22 protein-coding genes are annotated in these 19181 nt (G+C 34.7%); 7 read left to right on the top strand and 15 right to left on the bottom strand.

The window, feature by feature from the left end; genetic code table 11:
• Positions 1–90 precede the first annotated feature (90 nt).
• The 3 genes from BLP50_RS01365 (at position 91) to BLP50_RS01355 (ending at position 1848) form a co-directional block, all read left to right on the top strand.
• Complete coding sequence (locus tag BLP50_RS01365; RefSeq protein ID WP_090149770.1) at positions 91–1071, top strand: Gfo/Idh/MocA family protein; 981 nt, start codon at positions 91–93, stop codon at positions 1069–1071.
• 76 nt (positions 1072–1147) lie between these two features.
• The gene (locus BLP50_RS01360) at positions 1148–1600 is read left to right on the top strand and encodes a GAF domain-containing protein (protein WP_090149767.1); all 453 of its coding nucleotides are present in this window, start codon (positions 1148–1150) and stop codon (positions 1598–1600) included.
• Positions 1601–1656: 56 nt separating this feature from the next.
• The gene (locus BLP50_RS01355) at positions 1657–1848 is read left to right on the top strand and encodes a PspC domain-containing protein (RefSeq protein WP_090149764.1); all 192 of its coding nucleotides are present in this window, start codon (positions 1657–1659) and stop codon (positions 1846–1848) included.
• Positions 1849–1894: 46 nt separating this feature from the next.
• On the opposite strand, the gene BLP50_RS01350 is transcribed toward BLP50_RS01355, so the two are convergent.
• Positions 1895–2869 (bottom strand): bile acid:sodium symporter family protein, encoded by a 975-nt coding sequence (locus BLP50_RS01350; RefSeq protein WP_090149761.1) that lies wholly within the window; start codon positions 2867–2869, stop codon positions 1895–1897.
• A 147-nt stretch (positions 2870–3016) separates the two neighbouring features.
• Between BLP50_RS01350 and BLP50_RS01345 the strand changes: the two genes are divergently transcribed.
• From BLP50_RS01345 to BLP50_RS01330, 4 genes are all read left to right on the top strand, one after another.
• On the top strand, positions 3017–4135 hold the full coding sequence (locus tag BLP50_RS01345; RefSeq protein WP_090149758.1) for a DUF6688 domain-containing protein: 1119 nt from the start codon (positions 3017–3019) through the stop codon (positions 4133–4135).
• An 83-nt stretch (positions 4136–4218) separates the two neighbouring features.
• Positions 4219–4440 carry a hypothetical protein gene (locus tag BLP50_RS01340; protein WP_090149755.1) on the top strand — a complete coding sequence of 74 codons (222 nt, stop codon included), beginning with the start codon at positions 4219–4221 and terminating at the stop codon, positions 4438–4440.
• Positions 4441–4451: 11 nt separating this feature from the next.
• The gene (locus BLP50_RS01335) at positions 4452–4646 is read left to right on the top strand and encodes a hypothetical protein (RefSeq protein WP_090149752.1); all 195 of its coding nucleotides are present in this window, start codon (positions 4452–4454) and stop codon (positions 4644–4646) included.
• 204 nt (positions 4647–4850) lie between these two features.
• On the top strand, positions 4851–5915 hold the full coding sequence (locus BLP50_RS01330) for a tyrosine-type recombinase/integrase (RefSeq protein WP_090149749.1): 1065 nt from the start codon (positions 4851–4853) through the stop codon (positions 5913–5915).
• A gap of 38 nt (positions 5916–5953) precedes the next feature.
• On the opposite strand, the gene BLP50_RS01325 is transcribed toward BLP50_RS01330, so the two are convergent.
• From BLP50_RS01325 to mreC, 14 genes are all read right to left on the bottom strand, one after another.
• On the bottom strand, positions 5954–6874 hold the full coding sequence (locus BLP50_RS01325) for an RluA family pseudouridine synthase (RefSeq protein WP_090149746.1): 921 nt from the start codon (positions 6872–6874) through the stop codon (positions 5954–5956).
• 1 nt (position 6875) lies between these two features.
• Positions 6876–7400, bottom strand: a complete 525-nt coding sequence (gene lspA, locus BLP50_RS01320; RefSeq protein ID WP_090149743.1) for a signal peptidase II — start codon at positions 7398–7400, stop codon at positions 6876–6878.
• Positions 7400–8491 (bottom strand): 3-dehydroquinate synthase, encoded by a 1092-nt coding sequence (gene aroB / locus BLP50_RS01315; protein WP_090149740.1) that lies wholly within the window; start codon positions 8489–8491, stop codon positions 7400–7402. The genes lspA and aroB overlap by 1 nt, the downstream gene beginning before the upstream one ends.
• Before the next feature lie 69 nt (positions 8492–8560).
• Entirely contained in the window at positions 8561–9073 is a 513-nt protein-coding gene (locus BLP50_RS01310) for a cell division protein SepF (RefSeq protein ID WP_090149737.1), read from the bottom strand.
• Between the two features lie 20 nt (positions 9074–9093).
• Complete coding sequence (locus BLP50_RS01305; protein WP_090149734.1) at positions 9094–9798, bottom strand: YggS family pyridoxal phosphate-dependent enzyme; 705 nt, start codon at positions 9796–9798, stop codon at positions 9094–9096.
• 10 nt (positions 9799–9808) lie between these two features.
• Positions 9809–11215: a biotin/lipoyl attachment domain-containing protein gene (locus BLP50_RS01300; protein ID WP_090149731.1), complete on the bottom strand. Its 1407-nt coding sequence runs from the start codon at positions 11213–11215 to the stop codon at positions 9809–9811.
• A 54-nt stretch (positions 11216–11269) separates the two neighbouring features.
• Positions 11270–11692, bottom strand: coding sequence for a twitching motility protein PilT (locus BLP50_RS01295; protein WP_090149727.1), 423 nt, complete (start codon positions 11690–11692; stop codon positions 11270–11272).
• A gap of 64 nt (positions 11693–11756) precedes the next feature.
• Complete coding sequence (locus BLP50_RS01290; protein WP_242869195.1) at positions 11757–12740, bottom strand: D-alanyl-D-alanine carboxypeptidase family protein; 984 nt, start codon at positions 12738–12740, stop codon at positions 11757–11759.
• Positions 12724–13119, bottom strand: coding sequence for a methylglyoxal synthase (locus BLP50_RS01285; RefSeq protein WP_090149724.1), 396 nt, complete (start codon positions 13117–13119; stop codon positions 12724–12726). Before BLP50_RS01285 ends, BLP50_RS01290 begins: the two co-directional genes overlap by 17 nt.
• Complete coding sequence (locus BLP50_RS01280; protein WP_090149720.1) at positions 13120–14235, bottom strand: FtsW/RodA/SpoVE family cell cycle protein; 1116 nt, start codon at positions 14233–14235, stop codon at positions 13120–13122.
• On the bottom strand, positions 14235–14915 hold the full coding sequence (locus BLP50_RS01275; protein WP_090149717.1) for a septum site-determining protein MinC: 681 nt from the start codon (positions 14913–14915) through the stop codon (positions 14235–14237). Before BLP50_RS01275 ends, BLP50_RS01280 begins: the two co-directional genes overlap by 1 nt.
• Before the next feature lie 19 nt (positions 14916–14934).
• The gene (locus tag BLP50_RS01270) at positions 14935–17787 is read right to left on the bottom strand and encodes a penicillin-binding transpeptidase domain-containing protein (RefSeq protein WP_242869194.1); all 2853 of its coding nucleotides are present in this window, start codon (positions 17785–17787) and stop codon (positions 14935–14937) included.
• Positions 17774–18319 carry a rod shape-determining protein MreD gene (gene mreD / locus BLP50_RS01265; protein WP_242869193.1) on the bottom strand — a complete coding sequence of 182 codons (546 nt, stop codon included), beginning with the start codon at positions 18317–18319 and terminating at the stop codon, positions 17774–17776. The genes BLP50_RS01270 and mreD overlap by 14 nt, the downstream gene beginning before the upstream one ends.
• A complete protein-coding gene (gene mreC, locus BLP50_RS01260; RefSeq protein ID WP_090149714.1) occupies positions 18312–19175 on the bottom strand; it encodes a rod shape-determining protein MreC in 864 nt (287 codons plus the stop codon). The genes mreD and mreC overlap by 8 nt, the downstream gene beginning before the upstream one ends.
• Positions 19176–19181: the final 6 nt, after the last annotated feature.

The raw sequence follows: 19181 nt of genomic DNA, 5'->3' as shown, positions 1-19181 counted from the left end.
TCCTTTACCAATGATTAATTAGTTCCTTTAAAGAAGACTTGTTATTATGGATATAGTTTTATCAAATAATATTTTGTGAGGTTTTTATTTATGGAAAAGGTAAAATGGGGTGTTTTAGGAACAGCAAATATTGCAAAGGGTTGTACCATTCCTGGAATGCAGCAAGTTGATACTTGTGAGCTTTATGCTATTGCAGGAAGAGATATTAATAAGGCCCTTAAGTTCAAGGATGATTTTGGATTTCAAAAAGCATATAGTTCTTATGAAGAATTAATTGAAGATTCTGAGGTACAAGCAATTTATATTCCTCTGCCTAATGGCCTTCATTTAAAATGGGTTAAGGAAGCCCTACAGCATAAAAAGCATGTTATGTGTGAGAAGCCTCTTGCTCTTAATGCAAGTGCCGCTAGAGATATGTTTGAAACAGCCAAGACTAATGGTGTAATACTTATGGAGGCATATGCATATTTACATAGTCCATATATTAAGAGTTTAAAGGCAGACATAGATTCAGGATTAATCGGAGACATTGATTATATTGAATCAGAGTTTTTAACTCAGGGCTATAGTGAAGATATACGATTATACAAAGACCAGGGTGGTGGTGCAATGTACGATTTAGGATGTTATTGCACTACCATGATTTTATCTTTGATAGATTCTACACCTACATCAGTTATTGCCAACGCAAGATACACAAAACTTGGTGTTGATGAGCTTACTAATGCTATTATCAAATTTAAAAATGGTGTTAATGCTACTTTTACTGTTGGTATGATACTTGGCAAGGATACCGGTAGTCGCTTTGATAAGCTTTATATACACGGCTCAAAGGGGGCAATTCGCTCTGATGTAGAGTTCAATCAATCTGGAGAGTTATCATATAAAATATACCTGGATAAGGAAATAATAGAGCGAAAGATATCCGTTCCACAGAATTATTCACTTGAGATTGCTCAGCTTAATAGCTGCATTTTAAATGGCGAACCTCAGCATATTACTCCTAATTTTTCTATTAGGAATGCAGAGCTTATGGACGAAGTTTTTCTTAAAATAGGCTACTATAACTAGCAAATTTATTATATACTCAACAGGAAGCTACAATAGAATTCGCATTTGCGGATTCGAATAAAGAGAGGATGTATAAATGACAGATTATAAGTTACTTGCAGAACAGTTAAAAGCACTAGCAGAGGATGAGCCAAGCTATATTCCAGTATTATCTAATGCTTCTGCCCTAATTAACCAAAACTTAGATGATTTAAATTGGGCTGGGTTTTATTTAATAGACAATGATTCCTTATTGCTTGGTCCATTTCAAGGAAAGGTCGCTTGCATTAGAATCAAATTAGGCAGGGGTGTATGTGGTACAGCTGTACAAAATGATGAGACTATAATAGTTCCTAATGTACATGAATTTCCTGGTCATATAGCATGTGATAGCGCTTCTAACTCAGAAATAGTAGTTCCTATTCATAATAATGGTAAGATTGTGGGCGTACTTGATATTGACAGCCCTAGTCTAAATAGATTTTCACAGACAGACAAAGAAGGACTTGAACTTTTTGTTAGAACATTAGAAGATGTAATTCAATTCTAGTCTCTTGTATTTTTAATCTTTATAAATTAAGATTATAGATAAATGGAGGGATGAAAATGAATAAAAGACTTTATAAAAGTAATCACAGAAAAATTTGCGGTGTATGCGGCGGAATAGGAGATTATCTTGGTGTAGATCCTACATTTATTAGATTGCTTTGGGTTATATTTGCCTGCTGCGCTGGTTGTGGAATTTTAGCATATATTATAGCAGCCATCATCATGGAAGATGAGCCAGGCAGTTTTTAAATATTAAAAATAAAAGGTTGCAGAATAATCTGCAACCTTAATTTTTTTAATTTGTAGAATCAAGACTAACTTCAAGCTGACTTGAATTATTATCCTCTGATTTCATTCTTCTATAGAGATTTGCAAGTAATGCACCTGAGATATTATGCCATACTGAGAAAATAGCTCCAGGTACTGTAGCCATTGCAAGATCAGGGAATGCTGTACCAGCAAGAGATGTTGCAAGACCAGAGTTTTGCATACCAATCTCAACAGATAATGCTTTCTTCTTAGCAAGTGGAAGACCAAGAACTTTTCCTAATAATAAACCACATGCATATCCAAGTAAGTTATGAAGGATTACCACTACAAAGATAATAGCACCTGTTGAAAGAATCTGCTCAGAATTGTGTGATACTACAGCTGCTACAATCATTGTAATAGCAAGAACACTGATAAGTGGAAGAGCTTCCTTTACTTTCTGAGTATATTTACCAAAGAAATGATTTATAATAAATCCAAGTGCGATTGGTACAATTACAACTTTGATTATTGATATAAACATTGCCTTTATATCAACTGATACTGAAGTATGTAAGAATAAATATGTAATTAGTGGTGTAAGGAATGGTGCGAGTAGAGTATTAACGCTTGTCATACCTACAGACAATGCTACATCACCTTCGCTTAGATAGGTAATAACATTGCTAGATGTACCACCTGGACATGTACCTACAAGAATTACACCAGCAAGTAATCCAGCCTCAAGACCAAATGTCTTTCCTAAGATAAAAGCAAGAAGAGGCATGATAGTAAACTGAGCCAGGCATCCAAGTAAGATATCCTTTGGATGTGTAAACACTAATACGAAATCTTCTGGTTTAATTGTAAGACCCATACCAAACATTACAACCATTAATAAATAGTTAATCCATGTTGTTTGAATCCAAAGACATGTAACCGGTTTAAATAAAGCCAGAGCTGCCACAACTAGAACGATAATCGCCATGTACTTTCCGATAAAATCACTGATTTTTTTCATAAAAATATCCTTCCTTTCATAAATAGAGTTTAGTACGTTAAAGCGATAAAGCTATGATTACAATAGCACTAGGATGTAGAATATTCAATAGATAAATATGAATTATGGTAAATTTTATATACCAAGATTAAAAGGAGTTTTGAGTTTATGGGAGAATTATTCATTTCACTTATTGTGTCTTTCTTAACATTAGGTGTACCAGCATTATTGTCTTTATATAATTTTATTGGTATTTTTCATGAATGGAAAAAGAAGATATTAAGACATGTATTTTGGGCATTGACCATATTATTAGGTATTTTTTATACCTTTGGCATGATGACTTTATTAGATGTAATATTTGAAGCTGAATGGACTGAACAGTTATATAATGTAGAAAGGCATCAACCTATTTGGACTGGTGGGTATATAACTGTTATCGTCGTATCATTAGTAGGTATTGTAGGAGCCATTATTTTACTATCTAATAATGTAAACAAATTGCCCCCACTAACTACTGTTTTATGTATTACTTCAATTTATTTAGCACTTATAATACAGCTTTTATGGGCAATTCAATGCTTGCCTATAGCATTTGATTTTGTAGGCGCGTTATATATATTAGTACCGATAAACATATTCATTATCGCATTTACGATAATAAGAGAGAAAATAAAAGAGTGGTGCAACGATGAATTTCATGAAGATAAAATATATGGAAAATCACCATTTATTAAAAAGATAAATAGCATACTTATTAAATGTTCAAATAAATGGCCAATTTGGGGACTATTTTTTGTTATTCCTATGCTTGGAATAATTCTTATTGTACTTGTACTTTTTGGCCAAGAGCCAGATGCAATTATAAAGGCGTGGACAGAGACAAGTGATTGGACTTTGTCCCTAAAAGAGGCTCCACAGAATCTACCTATGGATAACCATTATCTTTGCACTGTAGCAGCTGGTGGACATAGAAAGCTTGTTAAGCCTATTAGAATGGGAGAGCGCCATGGTCATAGAATCATTGTTAATCGCCAACTTCTTATCGCTAATGCCTTTGAGAATATATTAGAAGAGAAAACCCCTAGATTTCATAGGTCAATCAGGAGTTTTTATGATAAATACGGCTTTCCAATAGCTAATTTAATTAGAACACACAAAGTAGCATGTGATATTACTTATATCATAATGAAGCCATTAGAATGGTTATTTTTGATAGTAATATATCTAGTAGATTCAAAGCCAGAAAATAGAATAGCAGTGCAGTATTTACCTACATCTAAATAAGATTTATAAAATAGCTTTTGTACTGTATAATATACTTATATAGGAGATAATTAATAGTGTTGTAAAGAATTGTGGGGACCATTATGAAATCTATTCTTATAAAAGACACTACAAAAGAAGAACGAGAAGAAATAATTAAAGCATCCCTTGATTGCGGAGGTGGATGCGAAAATTGTTCTTCTTGTTGGCTGGGCGGCGGAAGTCCTTGGGATATTTATCAGGATTACATTGATGGAAGACGAGAAATAGCTGATATTAACGCTGATTACATGTCTACATACCGTCAGGATAGGCAGATAAAATAGGAGAAGCTACTATGGCACCAGACATATCAAATTCCACAGTTGAAGAACGACGAGAATATATAAAAAGAACCTATCCATGTATTGCTGATTGTGATATGTGTGGGCTATGTCAGGTTTTCCATGGCAAAGATGCAGAAACAGCCTATGATGACTATATAACTGGTAAGCGTTCATTCATAGATGTTTCTACTGACTATAGAAGATGATTTGGCAATAAAATAAAATTTACTTCTATAGTTATCAATGACAATATTATTTATATTTTATTAAAATCTACTCGAAAAAGAGTAGTGTAAAAAAGATATGCATCTATCGGTTAAATATCTGTTTTTCCGATAGAAAGTATGTTATAATAGTAAAAACAAGGAAATCCTATAATCCTTGTAAACATTGATATTTGGAGGTTTTTCATGGGTAAGGATTCAGAATTCTATAAAAATAAATCAAAAAAACAGAAATTAAAATTACGTGAGCTTATTCTCCAACTTCCTAAGCCTGCTGTTGATTTTATTCATTCCAAGGAACAAACTACGCAACCAAGTACATTGATTTCATATTGCTATGATTTATTGACCTTCTTTCGATTTTTAGAGAGCTCCAACCCTACAATTACAGGTATGGACATCAAAAAAATCGAATACAACGTCCTTGATAAAATTACTCCAGATGATCTTGAAGAATATCAAAGATACTTAGAGTTAAATGTTATTGGTGAGCAACATGAAAATGGTAAAAAAGCCATAGCGCGAAAAATGTCTCCTTTACGCAGTATGTACAAGTATTTATTGCAAAGAGAATTTGTTTCTAAGGATCCAACCCAGCTGGTTGCTTTGCCAAAGCTTAAAAAGGATAAAAACATCGTTCGTATGAATAATTATGAGGTTCAGGCAATTTTAGAGGCAATTGATAACGGAAATTGTTATACATCTGAACGTCAAAAGAAATATAATCAAAAGACTCGTGGACGTGATTTAGCCATATTAACACTTATGCTTAATACCGGAATTCGTGTCAGCGAATGCAATGGACTTGATTTAAACGATGTAGATTTTATTGTTAATTCTTTAACAATTGTTCGAAAGGGAGGCGGGCAAGATATTATCTACTTCAATGATGATGTTGCAGAGACTTTAAAAGACTATATTAATGGCGAACGAGAATACATTAACCCTGTAGAAGGCCACGAAAGCGCTCTCTTCTACTCTCTCCAGGGCAAGCGTATTAGTATTGATGCTATTGAGAATTTAGTTAAAAAATACGCGAAAATGGTGGTTCCGAACAAGAAAATTACGCCACATAAGCTTAGAAGTACTTATGGTACTGCCCTCTATCGTGAAACAGGCGATATTCGTTTAGTTGCTGACGTATTAGGACATGAAAATATAAATACAACTATTGATTACTATGCTGCTATCGAGGATGAACACAAAAAACAGGCAAGAAATGCTGTTAATTTTAAAAATAAAGATAAATAAGCAAAATAAGGGTCTAAGCAAATTAATGCTTAGACCTTTTAATTAATTGTCATCTTACGATATTTATTAAGTAATTCTTCAAAATATGAAGGCAATGGAGCGTTAACCTCAACATATTCCCCTGTTGTAGGCTGCTTGAACCCAAGTGTTTGAGCATGAAGCGTCTGCCCCTCAAGATTTTTAACGGGCTTGCCATAGACATCATCACCTAAAAGTGGATGTCCTATATGAGCCATATGCACACGTATCTGATGTGTCCTGCCTGTCTCTAGCTTAAACTGTACATAAGAATAGCCTTTAAACTGCTCTAAAACAGTAAAATGAGTAACGGCCTCACGTCCATTTGGTACAACAGCCATTTTCTTTCTATCCTTGGGATTACGGCCAATTGGGGCATCTACGGTACCTTCTTCTTCTTTAAAATTGCCAATAACTATTCCTTTATAGATTCTATTAACCGAATGTACCTTGATTTGGGCTGCTATATCATTATGGGCCTTGTCATTTTTGCAAACTAAAAGTGATCCAGTTGTATTCATATCAATTCTATGAACAATTCCTGGTCTAATCTCACCATTGATACCTGACAAAGAATCCTTGCAATGAAACATCAAAGCATTAACAAGAGTTCCAGAATAATGACCAGGTGCTGGATGAACAACCATGCCCTTTGGTTTGTTAACTACAATTACATCATTATCTTCATAGAGAATATCTATAGGAATATCCTCAGGTAAAATATCTATTTCCTTAACAGGCTCAATACTAATTACAATTTCATCACCTAGTCGAGTCTGATATTTACTTTTAACTGTTTTACCATTAACCAAAACAAGGCCATTATCAATAGCTTTTTGATAATGGCTCCGTGATTTGTCTGGTATAGCTGATGCAAGGAATTTATCAATACGAATGCCTGCATCAGAAGGTTCTTCAATTACGATTAAACTTTCATCCATACTAATTTCTTGATAAAATACTCTTTTTAATTTCTTCTAAATCTTCGTCTTTATAGTAGAACAAAATCAATATCAGTAATAATATCATGGATACAGTTACATAACAATCTGCAATATTAAATACCGGAAAATTAATAAGAGAAAAATAAATAAAGTCTACTACATAGTTATTAATAACTCTATCAATATGATTACCTATTGCACCTGCAACAACTAAAACAATAATATAATCCAGATATAAGTATTTTTTCTCTCGTGGCATCCTAAAAAGTATTATTAAAAGTAGAATTAATAATATAGGTGTTGCCACCGCAAAGAAGGTTTGCTTACCCTCAAGCATAGAAAAAGCTGCACCAGTATTCTCCAAGTAATGTAACTGTAATACATTTGGTATAAGAATAATATCGCTTTTATTCATCAGGTGACTAACAGCAAGATGCTTAGTCCATTGATCAAGTAAAACTAATAAGCCTACAAGAATGAGACTGTATATAATTGATATCCATTTATTAACCTTGTAAAACATTATTCTAACACCTTTTCAATAGCTTCTAGCAAATCTTCATCAGTAAAATCTAAATAAGAATCTGCGGCACCAATACTTTTTAAAATGGTAAATTTGATTTTAGAACCCTGCATCTTCTTATCAGATTTAGATGCTGCAAGGACCTGTTCCTTAGTCATATTTCCCACCTTAATAGGTAAATCATATAACTGGCAAATTCTAGCGATTTCCTCATTATCCTTTGCTGTAATATATCCTAATTTCTCTGATAGATAACCTGCACAAATCATTCCAAGAGAAACGCACTGACCATGGCCTAAAGTAAAATTAGAATGCTTTTCAATTGCATGTCCTAGTGTATGTCCAAAATTAAGATAAGCTCTAATTCCCTTTTCTGTAGGGTCTATCTCTACAACATGTCTCTTTATATTGCAATTAGTGTATACACAGTATTCTAAAGCATCAAAGTCTCTTTCTTTAAGCTTGATTGAATTTTCACTTAACCATCTGTAAAAATCAGCATCTGCTATGAGACCATGCTTAATAACCTCGCCCATACCGCATGCGAAATTATAGTCATCAAGAGTCTTCAAGGTAGAAAGATTCATATATACAAGCTTAGGCATGTAAAATGCTCCTACCATATTTTTATAGCCATCAAAGTCCACACCTGTCTTGCCACCAACAGAACTATCTACCTGAGAAAGCAATGTAGTAGGAACTTGGATAAAATCAATTCCACGAAGGAAAGTGCTGGCGGCAAAGCCAGTCAAATCACCTACAACACCACCGCCTAATGCTACAAGAAGGGATTTACGAGTAAACTTCTTAGTAATTAAATGTTCATATAAGAATCTGACAGTATCAAGTGTTTTCGATGCTTCACCTGCTTCAAAGCTAAAAGAATAAACTTCATCACCATTATTCTTAAAAATCTCTAGCAAATCACTTAAATAATGAGAAGCAACATTAGAATCTGTAACTATGCAGACCTTATCATATGATTTTTTTACTTTTTCATTAAGCATAGGTATAAGATCATTAAAATCGGATCTAATACAAATGCTATAGCTATACTGTCCGTTGTAATTTACATTAATATCTTTTGCCATGATGTCTCCTATAGTAAGTCAAAACAATACATAAAACAAAAGCACCAGATTGACTCTGGTGCTTATAAACTAAAATCCTGTCTGAATCCCTGTAAAGTCAAAAGCATCAACGATTCCTGCTAAATCACCAGATAACTCAACTCCTGCAGGGGTAATGATGAAAATGTAATCCTCAATTCTCTGAAGGTTACCATCTATTGCGTAACATGTACCGCAAGTGAAATCAATGATTCTTTGTGCTACTCCTAAATCTAAGCCCTTCATGTTAAGAAGAACCGTTCTATCAGCGAGTAGTGTCTCTGATATCTCTCGAGCATCCTCAAATGAAGATGGTCTAATAACACATACCTCCATAACAGTTCCTTTCCCCTTATTTCTCATAGGTGTAATCTTTGGCGCTGGCTTAGACGCTCTAGTCTCCCTTTCAGAAGGCTTATTTAGAACTGGTCGTCTGTCCTCATCATCTTTCTTAGAGAACTTGTTAAAGAAGGATGATTTCTCCTCTTCATCATATAATTCATCGTCATCGTAATCGTCATAGTCGTCGCTAAGATGCATTGCGTCAAGCATTCTTTCAAACATAACATACTCCTTCTTTTAAACTATAAAGCATAGTTTCTTTCCCCGAAAATGGCTGTGCCAACTCTTACATGAGTAGCACCTTCCTCTATGGCTACTTCAAAATCATTTGTCATACCCATAGATATAAAATCCATATCTATATTATGGTAGTTTTCACCGGCTATGTCAACCGCTAAATCCTTTATTTTGTGAAAAATCCCTCGATTTTCCTCTGGAACCACAACATTTGGTGCGATAGTCATCAAACCTCTGATGTGAACAGCGTCTAATTCTGAAATTTCTTTGCAAAGTTCTTTTGCTTCCTCAAGCTTAACTCCAAACTTTGTAGCTTCGTTAGCTGCATTAACCTCAATCAAGATATCAGCAACTACACCATGCTTTTTAGCCTGAATATTAATTTCCTCAGCAAGTCGGTAGCTATCAACAGAGTGAATAAGCTTAACTTTATCTACGATATATTTAACTTTATTTCTCTGAAGATGCCCAATTAAATGCCAATCAATATCATTTGGCATTTCAGGAATCTTACCAGTAAGCTCCTGAACTTTATTTTCACCAAACTGTCGAATTCCCTGATCGTAAATGACCTGTAAATCTTCTACAGGCTTTGTCTTACTAACAGCGATTAAAGTAACTTCACTTCTATCTCTGCCTGCTCTCTTACAAGCTGCTGCTACTCTCTCTTCGACACTTTTTAAGTTCTCTTTTAATTCTTCTGCTCTCATGACTACCTCGCTAATTATTAATGATTGTATTCTCTTCTACCTCATCTCCCTGTAAGACGATATGGTCATACATTGAAATTCCGTAGCTAGTACCTGTTTTTATAATAGAATAATCATTGTTTTGATATAGGATTTCTATTTGCTTAAATACTGCATATCCTTTATTTACATTATAAACACCCTGAAGTGTACCCATATCAGCGCCAACTACGTAATATTCGTTGGAATTAGGCTTTAATATCTTATCGCCTCGCTGAACGCCCTCATCAACATAATAGAACTCCTCATCCTCATAATATATTGTAGGATTAATGTAAATATTGTCTGCATCCGACTGCAAAATAAAACCAGGATCATCGTTATTATTACCCTGAACCATATAGGCTTTAGGAATCTTATAAAAGTCCTTATCAACAATAGATGAATTAGGGATTTTAAGACCAGAAATATTATTATTAATAAATTTAATATGAACAAATCTGGAATCCGCATATCTGTCCATGGAATCATCTAATGATAAAATGATATATCTCTTACCAGCCTTTTCGGCAAAAGCTATTGTAGTCCATGTTTGAACATCATCCTCTAAGAATTTAATTTGTAAATATGTTTCTTCTTTTAGAGCTTCGTACAGGTCATTATCAATCTCACAAATAAGATTCCAGTGATCCGATGTAATAAGCTTATAAACTGGCGCTCCTGCCTCCACAGATTTCTGTGATTTAAGATTAGTAGAAGTATATTTTGATGTATCAAATGATTCAGAAGTAAAAGAATCAGTAGTTAAATCTTCAAATCCATCAATAGAATATACAATTAATCCTGGTGTAGGACTCGAATAAATGTTAAAGGTTCCAGAATTCATAGCTGCAGTTAGGCTATCTCCCATATTTTCAATAGCAGAGACGGCGTATAATTGTTCAGCTTGTGACTCTAGTTCTGTTTTAAAAGCATATGTCTTTCCATAGCGCTGATTGTCGTAATCAACCATATAAGTGGAAACTACACTTTGGAGCTTCTCATAGTCTGACTCGTCCAGAGTTACTTCAGCATTTTCATTAGCCTCTTCAATTGAAGAAAGAATCTCACCTGAAGTATCAAGGGCATAAACTTGACTTTTAGCACCAACCTTTCCAAAATTTTCGGAAAGATAAAGAATATCTCCAGTATTATCCGCATAGACTATCTGCTCTTGCCTAATAGCAAGGGCATTATACTCTAAATTAGATGAAATAGAACCCTGAGAAACCTCGTATATAGTAACGTTATTAGATGTAAGATACGTAAATAAATGATATACCATGTAAACGCACATTACCCCAATAACTATCATTCCAATTGAAAAATGATACTGCTTTGGATATCTAATTATTGTTTTAGTTGCTTTTTGTGAAGATTTTTTACTATTTTTACTCATAGGAACAAACAAATTAAAAGGGACACTCTTAAGTGCCCCTCATATCTACTTTTATTATAATGAAACAACGATTTTGCCTTTGGCGCTTTCAGGCAGGTCTTTTTCATCTTTGCTAACGGAAATAACAAATTTAACGTCGTAGTTATTACAAATTTTATCCAGCTTATTCATCGCAGATGTAAAGCCTTCATTTGTATCTACGTAAGATACTGTAAGGAAACTGTCAAGAAAAACCTCTTGAATATCTGAGTTCTGAGATAACACACCACTAAGAAAACCTAAAAATTCATCTGTAGAATCGATTGGATAATCCCCCATATTAATCAATCGAATCTTGGAATCAAGCTCGTACATGTGCTTAGTGTTTTTGTCAATGTAGACAATAGAACCATCAACTTTTTTGATGTCTGTATTTACCTTGTCGAGTAAATACTTTGTCTTGCCTTTGCCTTTTTCTCCTGAAATGATTTCCACCATAGCAAAATACCTCCCTTTATTAAGATATATATATCATATCATATTAAGAGGAAAACCTAAACAATTATACACAATAATTACTAAGAATTTCACTCATTAACAGATATAAATTGGATCTGCAGTCAGCATTGAATACAATTGAGATAATTGTGTCTTTATCTTCGTTTTCTGATAATAATACCAGACAATAGCCTGCTGCTCCGGTTGTACCTGTTTTACCCCCTAAAATTGTAAACCCGCTAGGTGTAGTAACACTATTTGTTAAATATTGATTAGTTGTACTCCATTCAACAGTCTTAGGCTCACCACCTGAAGTATAATTGCATGTGTAATTAGTAGATGTAAAAATCTTATAAAACTCTTCGTTTTGAATAGCTTTATTCAAAATCAAATACATATCATAGACTGTAGTGTAATGATTATCATCGTGCAATCCGTTGGAAGTTACAAAATTGGAATTAGTAGCCCCAAGAGATCTTGCAGTCTCGTTCATTTTAGCTACAAATTCTTCTTCGCTTCCGCACATTGATTCTGCTATTGCAACTGCCGCATCATTACCAGAACGCAAGATCAAACCATATAATAAATCCCTAAGAGACATAACGTCTCCAGGCTTAAGATCAATTACAGAAGAATCTGATTCCTGTTTGCAGGCATTTTCGCTCACAGTAACATAGCTATCTAAATCCCCGTATAGACAAGCAACATATGCTGTAAGAATCTTGGTAGTAGATGCAGGATACATCTTCTCATGCATATTCTGAGCATATAAAACGCTTTGTTCTGTTGCATTAAAAGCGCCTCCTGCCTGAGCAACTTGAGAATCAACACCAGATGTCCCTAAATCATCTTTTCCTGCTACACATAATCCATCGCTGAAAAACTGTATATTAGAATTAGAACCATTATTTGTAATACCGTATACAAAAGACGAATTATAAATATCATATGTTGCAACAGAGTCTTTTGTACTAGAACCACATCCGATCAATGAAAGGCACAAACTGCAAGTAATAATTATTTTGAAAACTTTACTTATACATTTCACGCCACTCAAGGTCTCCTCGATCTAATGATTTGATTAATAATTCTGCTGTGGCAAGATTGGTTGCCAATGGTATATTATGCGCATCACAAATGCGAACAATACTATTTACATCAGGCTCATGAGACTTAACTGTCAATGGGTCTCTCAAGAAAATGACCAAATCAATCTCATTCTGTTCAATCTGTGCACCAAGTTGCTGTGTGCCTCCTAAGTGACCTGCTAAGTACTTATGTACGCTAAGATTAGTCACCTCTTCAACAAGTCTACCTGTTGTACCTGTAGCAAAAATCTCATTCTTGCTAAGTATTCCTCGGTAAGCTATGCAAAAATTCTGCATAAGCTTCTTCTTAGAATCGTGCGCAACTAAACCTATATTCATCTAAAAAAGCCTCCCGTTTATATTTTTCGCTTGAAGACCAACGTTAAGCACAATACCAACTCCAAAATATACGGTAACAAGCGATGTCAATCCGTAAGATACAAATGGTAATGGCAAACCAGTATTAGGCAATAAACCAGTAACAACGCAGATATTAACGAAGCTCTGGAAGCCAATAAGTGTTGCCATACCAACACATATCAATTTCCCCGAAATATCCTTTGCCCTTTTTGCAATAAGCAATATCTCAATTGTAATAAAGAAAATAAGTGCAATTATAAGTACAGAACCTAAGAAACCAAGTTCCTCTCCTGCTACTGCAAAAATAAAATCAGTATGAGGCTCAGAAATATAATTACCATTTTTAACAGAATCAAAAGCATCATTACCTAAGCCCTTGCCCAATAACTGACCTGAACCTATGGCCATGATAGAATTTTGCTGCTGATAAGAACTAGAAGGATATTTGTCTGGCTTAAGCCAAGCAAGAATTCGATTGCCCTGATACTCTTTTAAAATAGTCTGTCCCTCTCTAGAAACAAGTATTAAAAGAATAACAATAGAAGGTATTGTAATACCAAGTACAATCGCTACCAATTTATAGCTTAATCCTACTACAAACATCATAACACAAATAATCATCATTGTGACAATTGTAGTAGATAAATCTGGTTCTTTTTCTATTAATAATAATGGTACCGAAGATAAAAGTATTGTAAAAGCTAAAATTTTAGGCTTATTAATATCTTCTTCATGCATCATTAAAAACCAAGAGAAAAACAAGATAAGAAGAATCTTACCAAGCTCAGAAGGCTGAAAACGGATACCAACTTCAATCCATCTTGTTGCTCCCCCCGACTTATCACCTACCAAAAGAACTAATGAAAGCAAAGCAATAACCAAGCCATAGAATAGCCAGTGAAAATGAAGAATAAAATCATAATCGACCAGTGCCATGACGCTCATAACAATTACGCCAAGAATCATACCAATAATCTGCTTTTGCTGATTGGACTCATTGGCAGAACCAATAACAAAAATGCCAATTATTGTAAGGGCTATGACTGCAATTATTAATTTGAAATCTAGATTCTTAAATTTATAATTATGAAACATTATTTTATCCTTTTTAATAAACCACTACTTAAAGGCTCTGCTAAAAGTTCTCTATTCCAAACAGAAATACCTACTGGCTCCTCTTCTCTCTTATGAACTCTAAGAGACCATTTTTCCTGTACTGTAACCTCACCAGAAACAGTTCCAATATGAATGTTGTGAGAATTGAGCTGCCCTGCAACTATATAACATCCAGTATTATCAGGATATCCAGCGTAGGCAGTTCCCAGTAAAGAGCCCATTACGATAATATTGCCTTTTGCCTGGATAGTTGCCTTGGATTTAACATCTCCAAGAACAATTACACTAGAATCAGAAGTAACAATATCATCTTTGTAAATTGAGCCTCTAATGATCTTAGCATTCTCAAAAATTTCATCTGTATAGAATCTGTCCACCTGGTCCAGCATTCTAGTATCTTTTAGCTCATTATTCTCATTTAAAAGAATAACTTTAATTTTAGAATTAAGCTCAATAGCCTGTATTATAACAAGGCCCTCTTCGGTTGAAAGCTCGCGACCCATAGTCTCAAGAATCATTTGACATTCACCGAAGAAATCCGCTGACTGAGCAAACTTTTTGCAAATCTCTCTAACTAATTCCTCGAAAGGTATAGTCGCATCTAATTGTAGTGATAATCCATATTTATTACTTTTTAAAACAACAGGGTCGTTACTCATAATAATAAATACTCCTTAGTTAGTCTTGTACAAATTCATCTGAGGAGTCTGAAACCATGGTCGCTTCACCATTAAGTAAGTCCTCAGTAGCTGATACTCCAAAGTAATAAGCCAAAATATCTTTAGAAACCTCAGCTGCATTATGTGATGTATAACCAAACGCAATACGAGTTGCAATTGCAATTTCCGGATCGTCGTATGGTGCATATCCAATAAATAAAGCGTGGCTAGGACGAGTTTTTGACTGCTGGGCAGTACCAGTCTTACCAGCAACTTCAACCTGGAAATTATCAAAGGAATGAAGATTTTCACACACCATTCTCATACCATAATGAATAGCATTCCATTGAGAACCGTCAAGTACATCTACATGATTTCTAACAGATGGACTAAAGCTCTCAAGGACCTTTCCATCTGAATCTCTTACGCTATCAAGAAGTGTAAGATTATATACTGTACCGCTAGTGGCAATAGCTGTTGCATAACGGGCTAAACCTACAGTAGTAAAGTTGTTATCAGACTGACCAATTGCAGCCATGACAGGGAACTTTGTGGCAATATTAGGATCATTCTCCTCTATCTCAATACCAGTAGTTTCATTTAAACCATAAAGTGACGCGTAATCAGTAATTGTTTTAATACCGGCAGGATCGTCATATTTATTATATCCATCTGCAAGTCTATAACCCACTTCGTAGAAGAAATAGTTACATGAATCTCTAATAGCTTCAGATACATTAATGCTACCATGGGTGCCACCACTAGAATAAATCCAACATTCAGGCTGATTGGAAACCTTCATGTATTTACCTAAATCCTCGATTTCTGAGGTCGTTGTAATAACTCCCTCGGAAAGACCTGCTGTTGCACTGACAATCTTGAAAGTAGAACCAGGAGCAGTACGCTGCTGGGTTGCATAGTTATAAAGTGGATTAGATGCAGTATTATTAAGGTATGCATAATAGTCAGCATCTACTGAGTTAGCCAGCTTATTATTATCATAGCCAGGGTATGAAACCATAGCTAATACTTCGCCTGTTTTTGAATCCAAAATAACTGTAGAACCTGAACAAGGATCTAAAGCTATCTGACCAGGTGTAATCTCAAGAGACTTAATCTTTTGACGCATAAAATCATATGCTGTGATACCGCCTGATGAAAGACGTGAATACATTTCTTCATCTTCTTCAAGAACACCCTGATCATATAAAATCATGCATATCTGATTACCAGTTATTCCATCATCTAAAAGCAAATATTTGTAAATAAGCTTCTGGAATCCCACGTCAGTGTTGAGATAATCAATTACATAATCAATCAAATCATTGTAAAGCTCTTCTGTATCTGCGTATTTCTTCTCAACTTCATATTTTGTAATATCTATCCAGTTGTTCTCAATGGCGTAGAGCAAATATTTATTAACAGCCATCTCTTCTTTGGTCCAGTTAATCTGTACTTCAGAAGAAGCATCAATAGCAGAAGCATCAAAAACGCCAAGAGCTTTAAGAGTTGTGACAATATAAGTAGAATAAGCCTGATATTCTTCAGGTAAATCCTTATAGATAGTCTCATTTCCTACCTTGAGTTGGCTCCTTAGAGTGGATAAGACGTATTGTTGCTTAGATTCATGTGCAGAGTATACAGCCTTTTCTGTAGGACTTGCGGACTCATCCCTAAATGCATTAATATCTATAACTCCATTTTTAATAAATGAATAATAGACATCGTAAATAGGCACAATTACATCGTCGTCTGACTCAACTTTGTAGCTCTTAATATTTCGAAGCTTTGAATATAAAATACCCGCTATCTCCTGCTCAAGCAAAATATAAGAGGCTTTTTGTAAATCATAGTCAATAGAAAGATATACATCGTCACCCGAAACAGCAGCTACGTGATCACCTTCAGCTATAGTGTTACCAACACTATCAACATACAGGGTTTCATATCCCTTTTTACCGGCAAGAGTATCGTTCATCACCTTTTCGATACCGATTTTACCAATAACATCAGTAGTCTCTACTGAATCATCTTTAGCGGATAGTTCTTTATACTCTGCAGTAGAAATCTGACCTGTATAACCAATAATATGAGCAAAATATTCACTGTCAACATAACGTCTAACAGCTTGCTGTTCTACATCTACACCAACAAGCTCGTTGATGTTTTCCTTGATATAGGCTACAGATTCCTGTGAAACATCTGATGCAATGACTGTAGAAATATATTTCTGATATGAATTCTGTCCCATATTGTAACGAACAACCATTATTTCATATCTGAGCTTTTTGCCATACTCTTCTGAAATGTTATATACTCTACTGCCCTGAAGATAATTAACAATCTGCGTCGGTGTGGCAGTAGCCTCATCAAAACCAAGATTCTCATTGTAGGCCAAATCATCTATATTAGCCTTGCCAAAAACGTCAGCTCTAAATCTCTGAATCAAAGTATCACTAGTGTACAAGAACTGATAATTTCCAGAGGAATCAATATAAATACCAAAATCATTGTCTAGTTTATCTCCATTGCCCTCAAGCTTTGTGATAATCTGAGCTATCTCAGTATTTAAAGACTCGCTTTTTTCTGTTTTGCTGGAATATGTACCATTATCTTGGATTGTTACGGCATAAACTAACTCATTGTAAGCAAGCAAATTACCATTTCTATCATAGATATTGCCCCTAGTAGCAGGGATAGACTCAGTTTTCTCGAGCTTCAGATTGTAGTTATCCTGATATTCAGAACCATTGATTATCTGAAGATAAAAAAGGCGTGAAACAAGAACGGTAGCAAAAAATACCATTGCTACCATAACGACACGAATACGTGAAGAAAATGCATTTATAAAAAAGTCCTTAATAATTTCCAATTCTATCAGAACCTTTCTTCTCAAATTTCTCTATCCAATTGTTAATATGCAGGATTGCATAATAAACAAAGATAGAAACAACAAGTGTGTAAACAACCTCGGGCATAATAACATTCATAAAGTAGAATGAAAAGTCCTTCTGAGATCTAATAGTAAACAGGACGAAATAAGACAAAACGCCATAAATCAAGTCGCTTGTTCCTATGAGAATCATAGGAAGTCTTAAATCGTCTCCAAAAAACTGCTTTTTAAATAAACCATTTAACAGACCAATATACATATATACAAGAGCATATAATCCAAAAAGGACACCAGAATATATGTCTAAAAGAAGGCCTGTGCAAAAACCAATTAAAATACCATAGCGTCTACCCTTCATAAAGCCATAAGTAGCTACAACGCAAATAAGAATATTAGGGGTAACACCGGCAAGTGGATATCTAGACAACACACTAGTCTGCAAAATATAGCAGAAAAAAATTATAAGTGCGATGATTGATATTCTTCGTAAATGTTTCTTAAAATCATTCAACTTTGTAAGACTCCTTAAGTTGTAATACAACTAAAACGTCTGACAAATGTCTGAAATCAACCACTGGAGTCAAAGTACCAGACTTGGTCAAATCATTGTCATCAGGAGTAACTGATGAAACATAACCTATTGTCAGACCTGGTAAATATTTATCTGAAATATTAGATGTAACAATCTCATCTCCAATAGCTACCTTATCCTCTTCATCATATAGATTAGAAAAATTGATAAGATTGTTTGATGCCATATTTTCAAGAGAACCTGACACGATACAATTGTCATCAGTAGATGAAATTGTAGCACTTACATTGGATGTATCATCGATTATAGAACGTACTACAGCATACGAATCGCCTACAGATACAACGATTCCTACCAAGCCGCCATCAGCGATAACGTTCATATTGACTTTAATACCATCCTTGCTGCCTTTATCAATAGTGAAAGTATTGAACCAATTAGTGGTTCCTCTTCCAATAATTCGAGCTCCTGTAGTCTCGTAATCATAATATGACTTATCAAGATCATAGAGCTCTTGAAGTTCATCTAATTCCTTGAGCTTCAGCTCCATGCTATCAATCTGTGCATTAAGTGATTCTACTTGAGCTTGAAGCTCCTCATTTTCTTTTATGAGTTCCTCTTTTGACTTGGTGTCTGCAGAAGAATAAGCAATGCTGCTGCCAATATAATCGATACCCTTTTGCATAGGTATAAAGAGATGATTGGCAACTGTCTCAAGTGGACCACCGGAAAAACCAGTAGAATAGCTAACAAACAAAAGCATAATGCAAAAAATAGACAGTATTGTAAGTAGATATTTACTTGCAAGGCCCCCGCCTGATTTTCTTTGTCTCATAATACC

The organism is Pseudobutyrivibrio sp. AR14 (assembly GCF_900101325.1).
Classification (GTDB): domain Bacteria; phylum Bacillota; class Clostridia; order Lachnospirales; family Lachnospiraceae; genus Pseudobutyrivibrio.
This window is presented reverse-complemented; position numbering and strand designations above follow the sequence as displayed.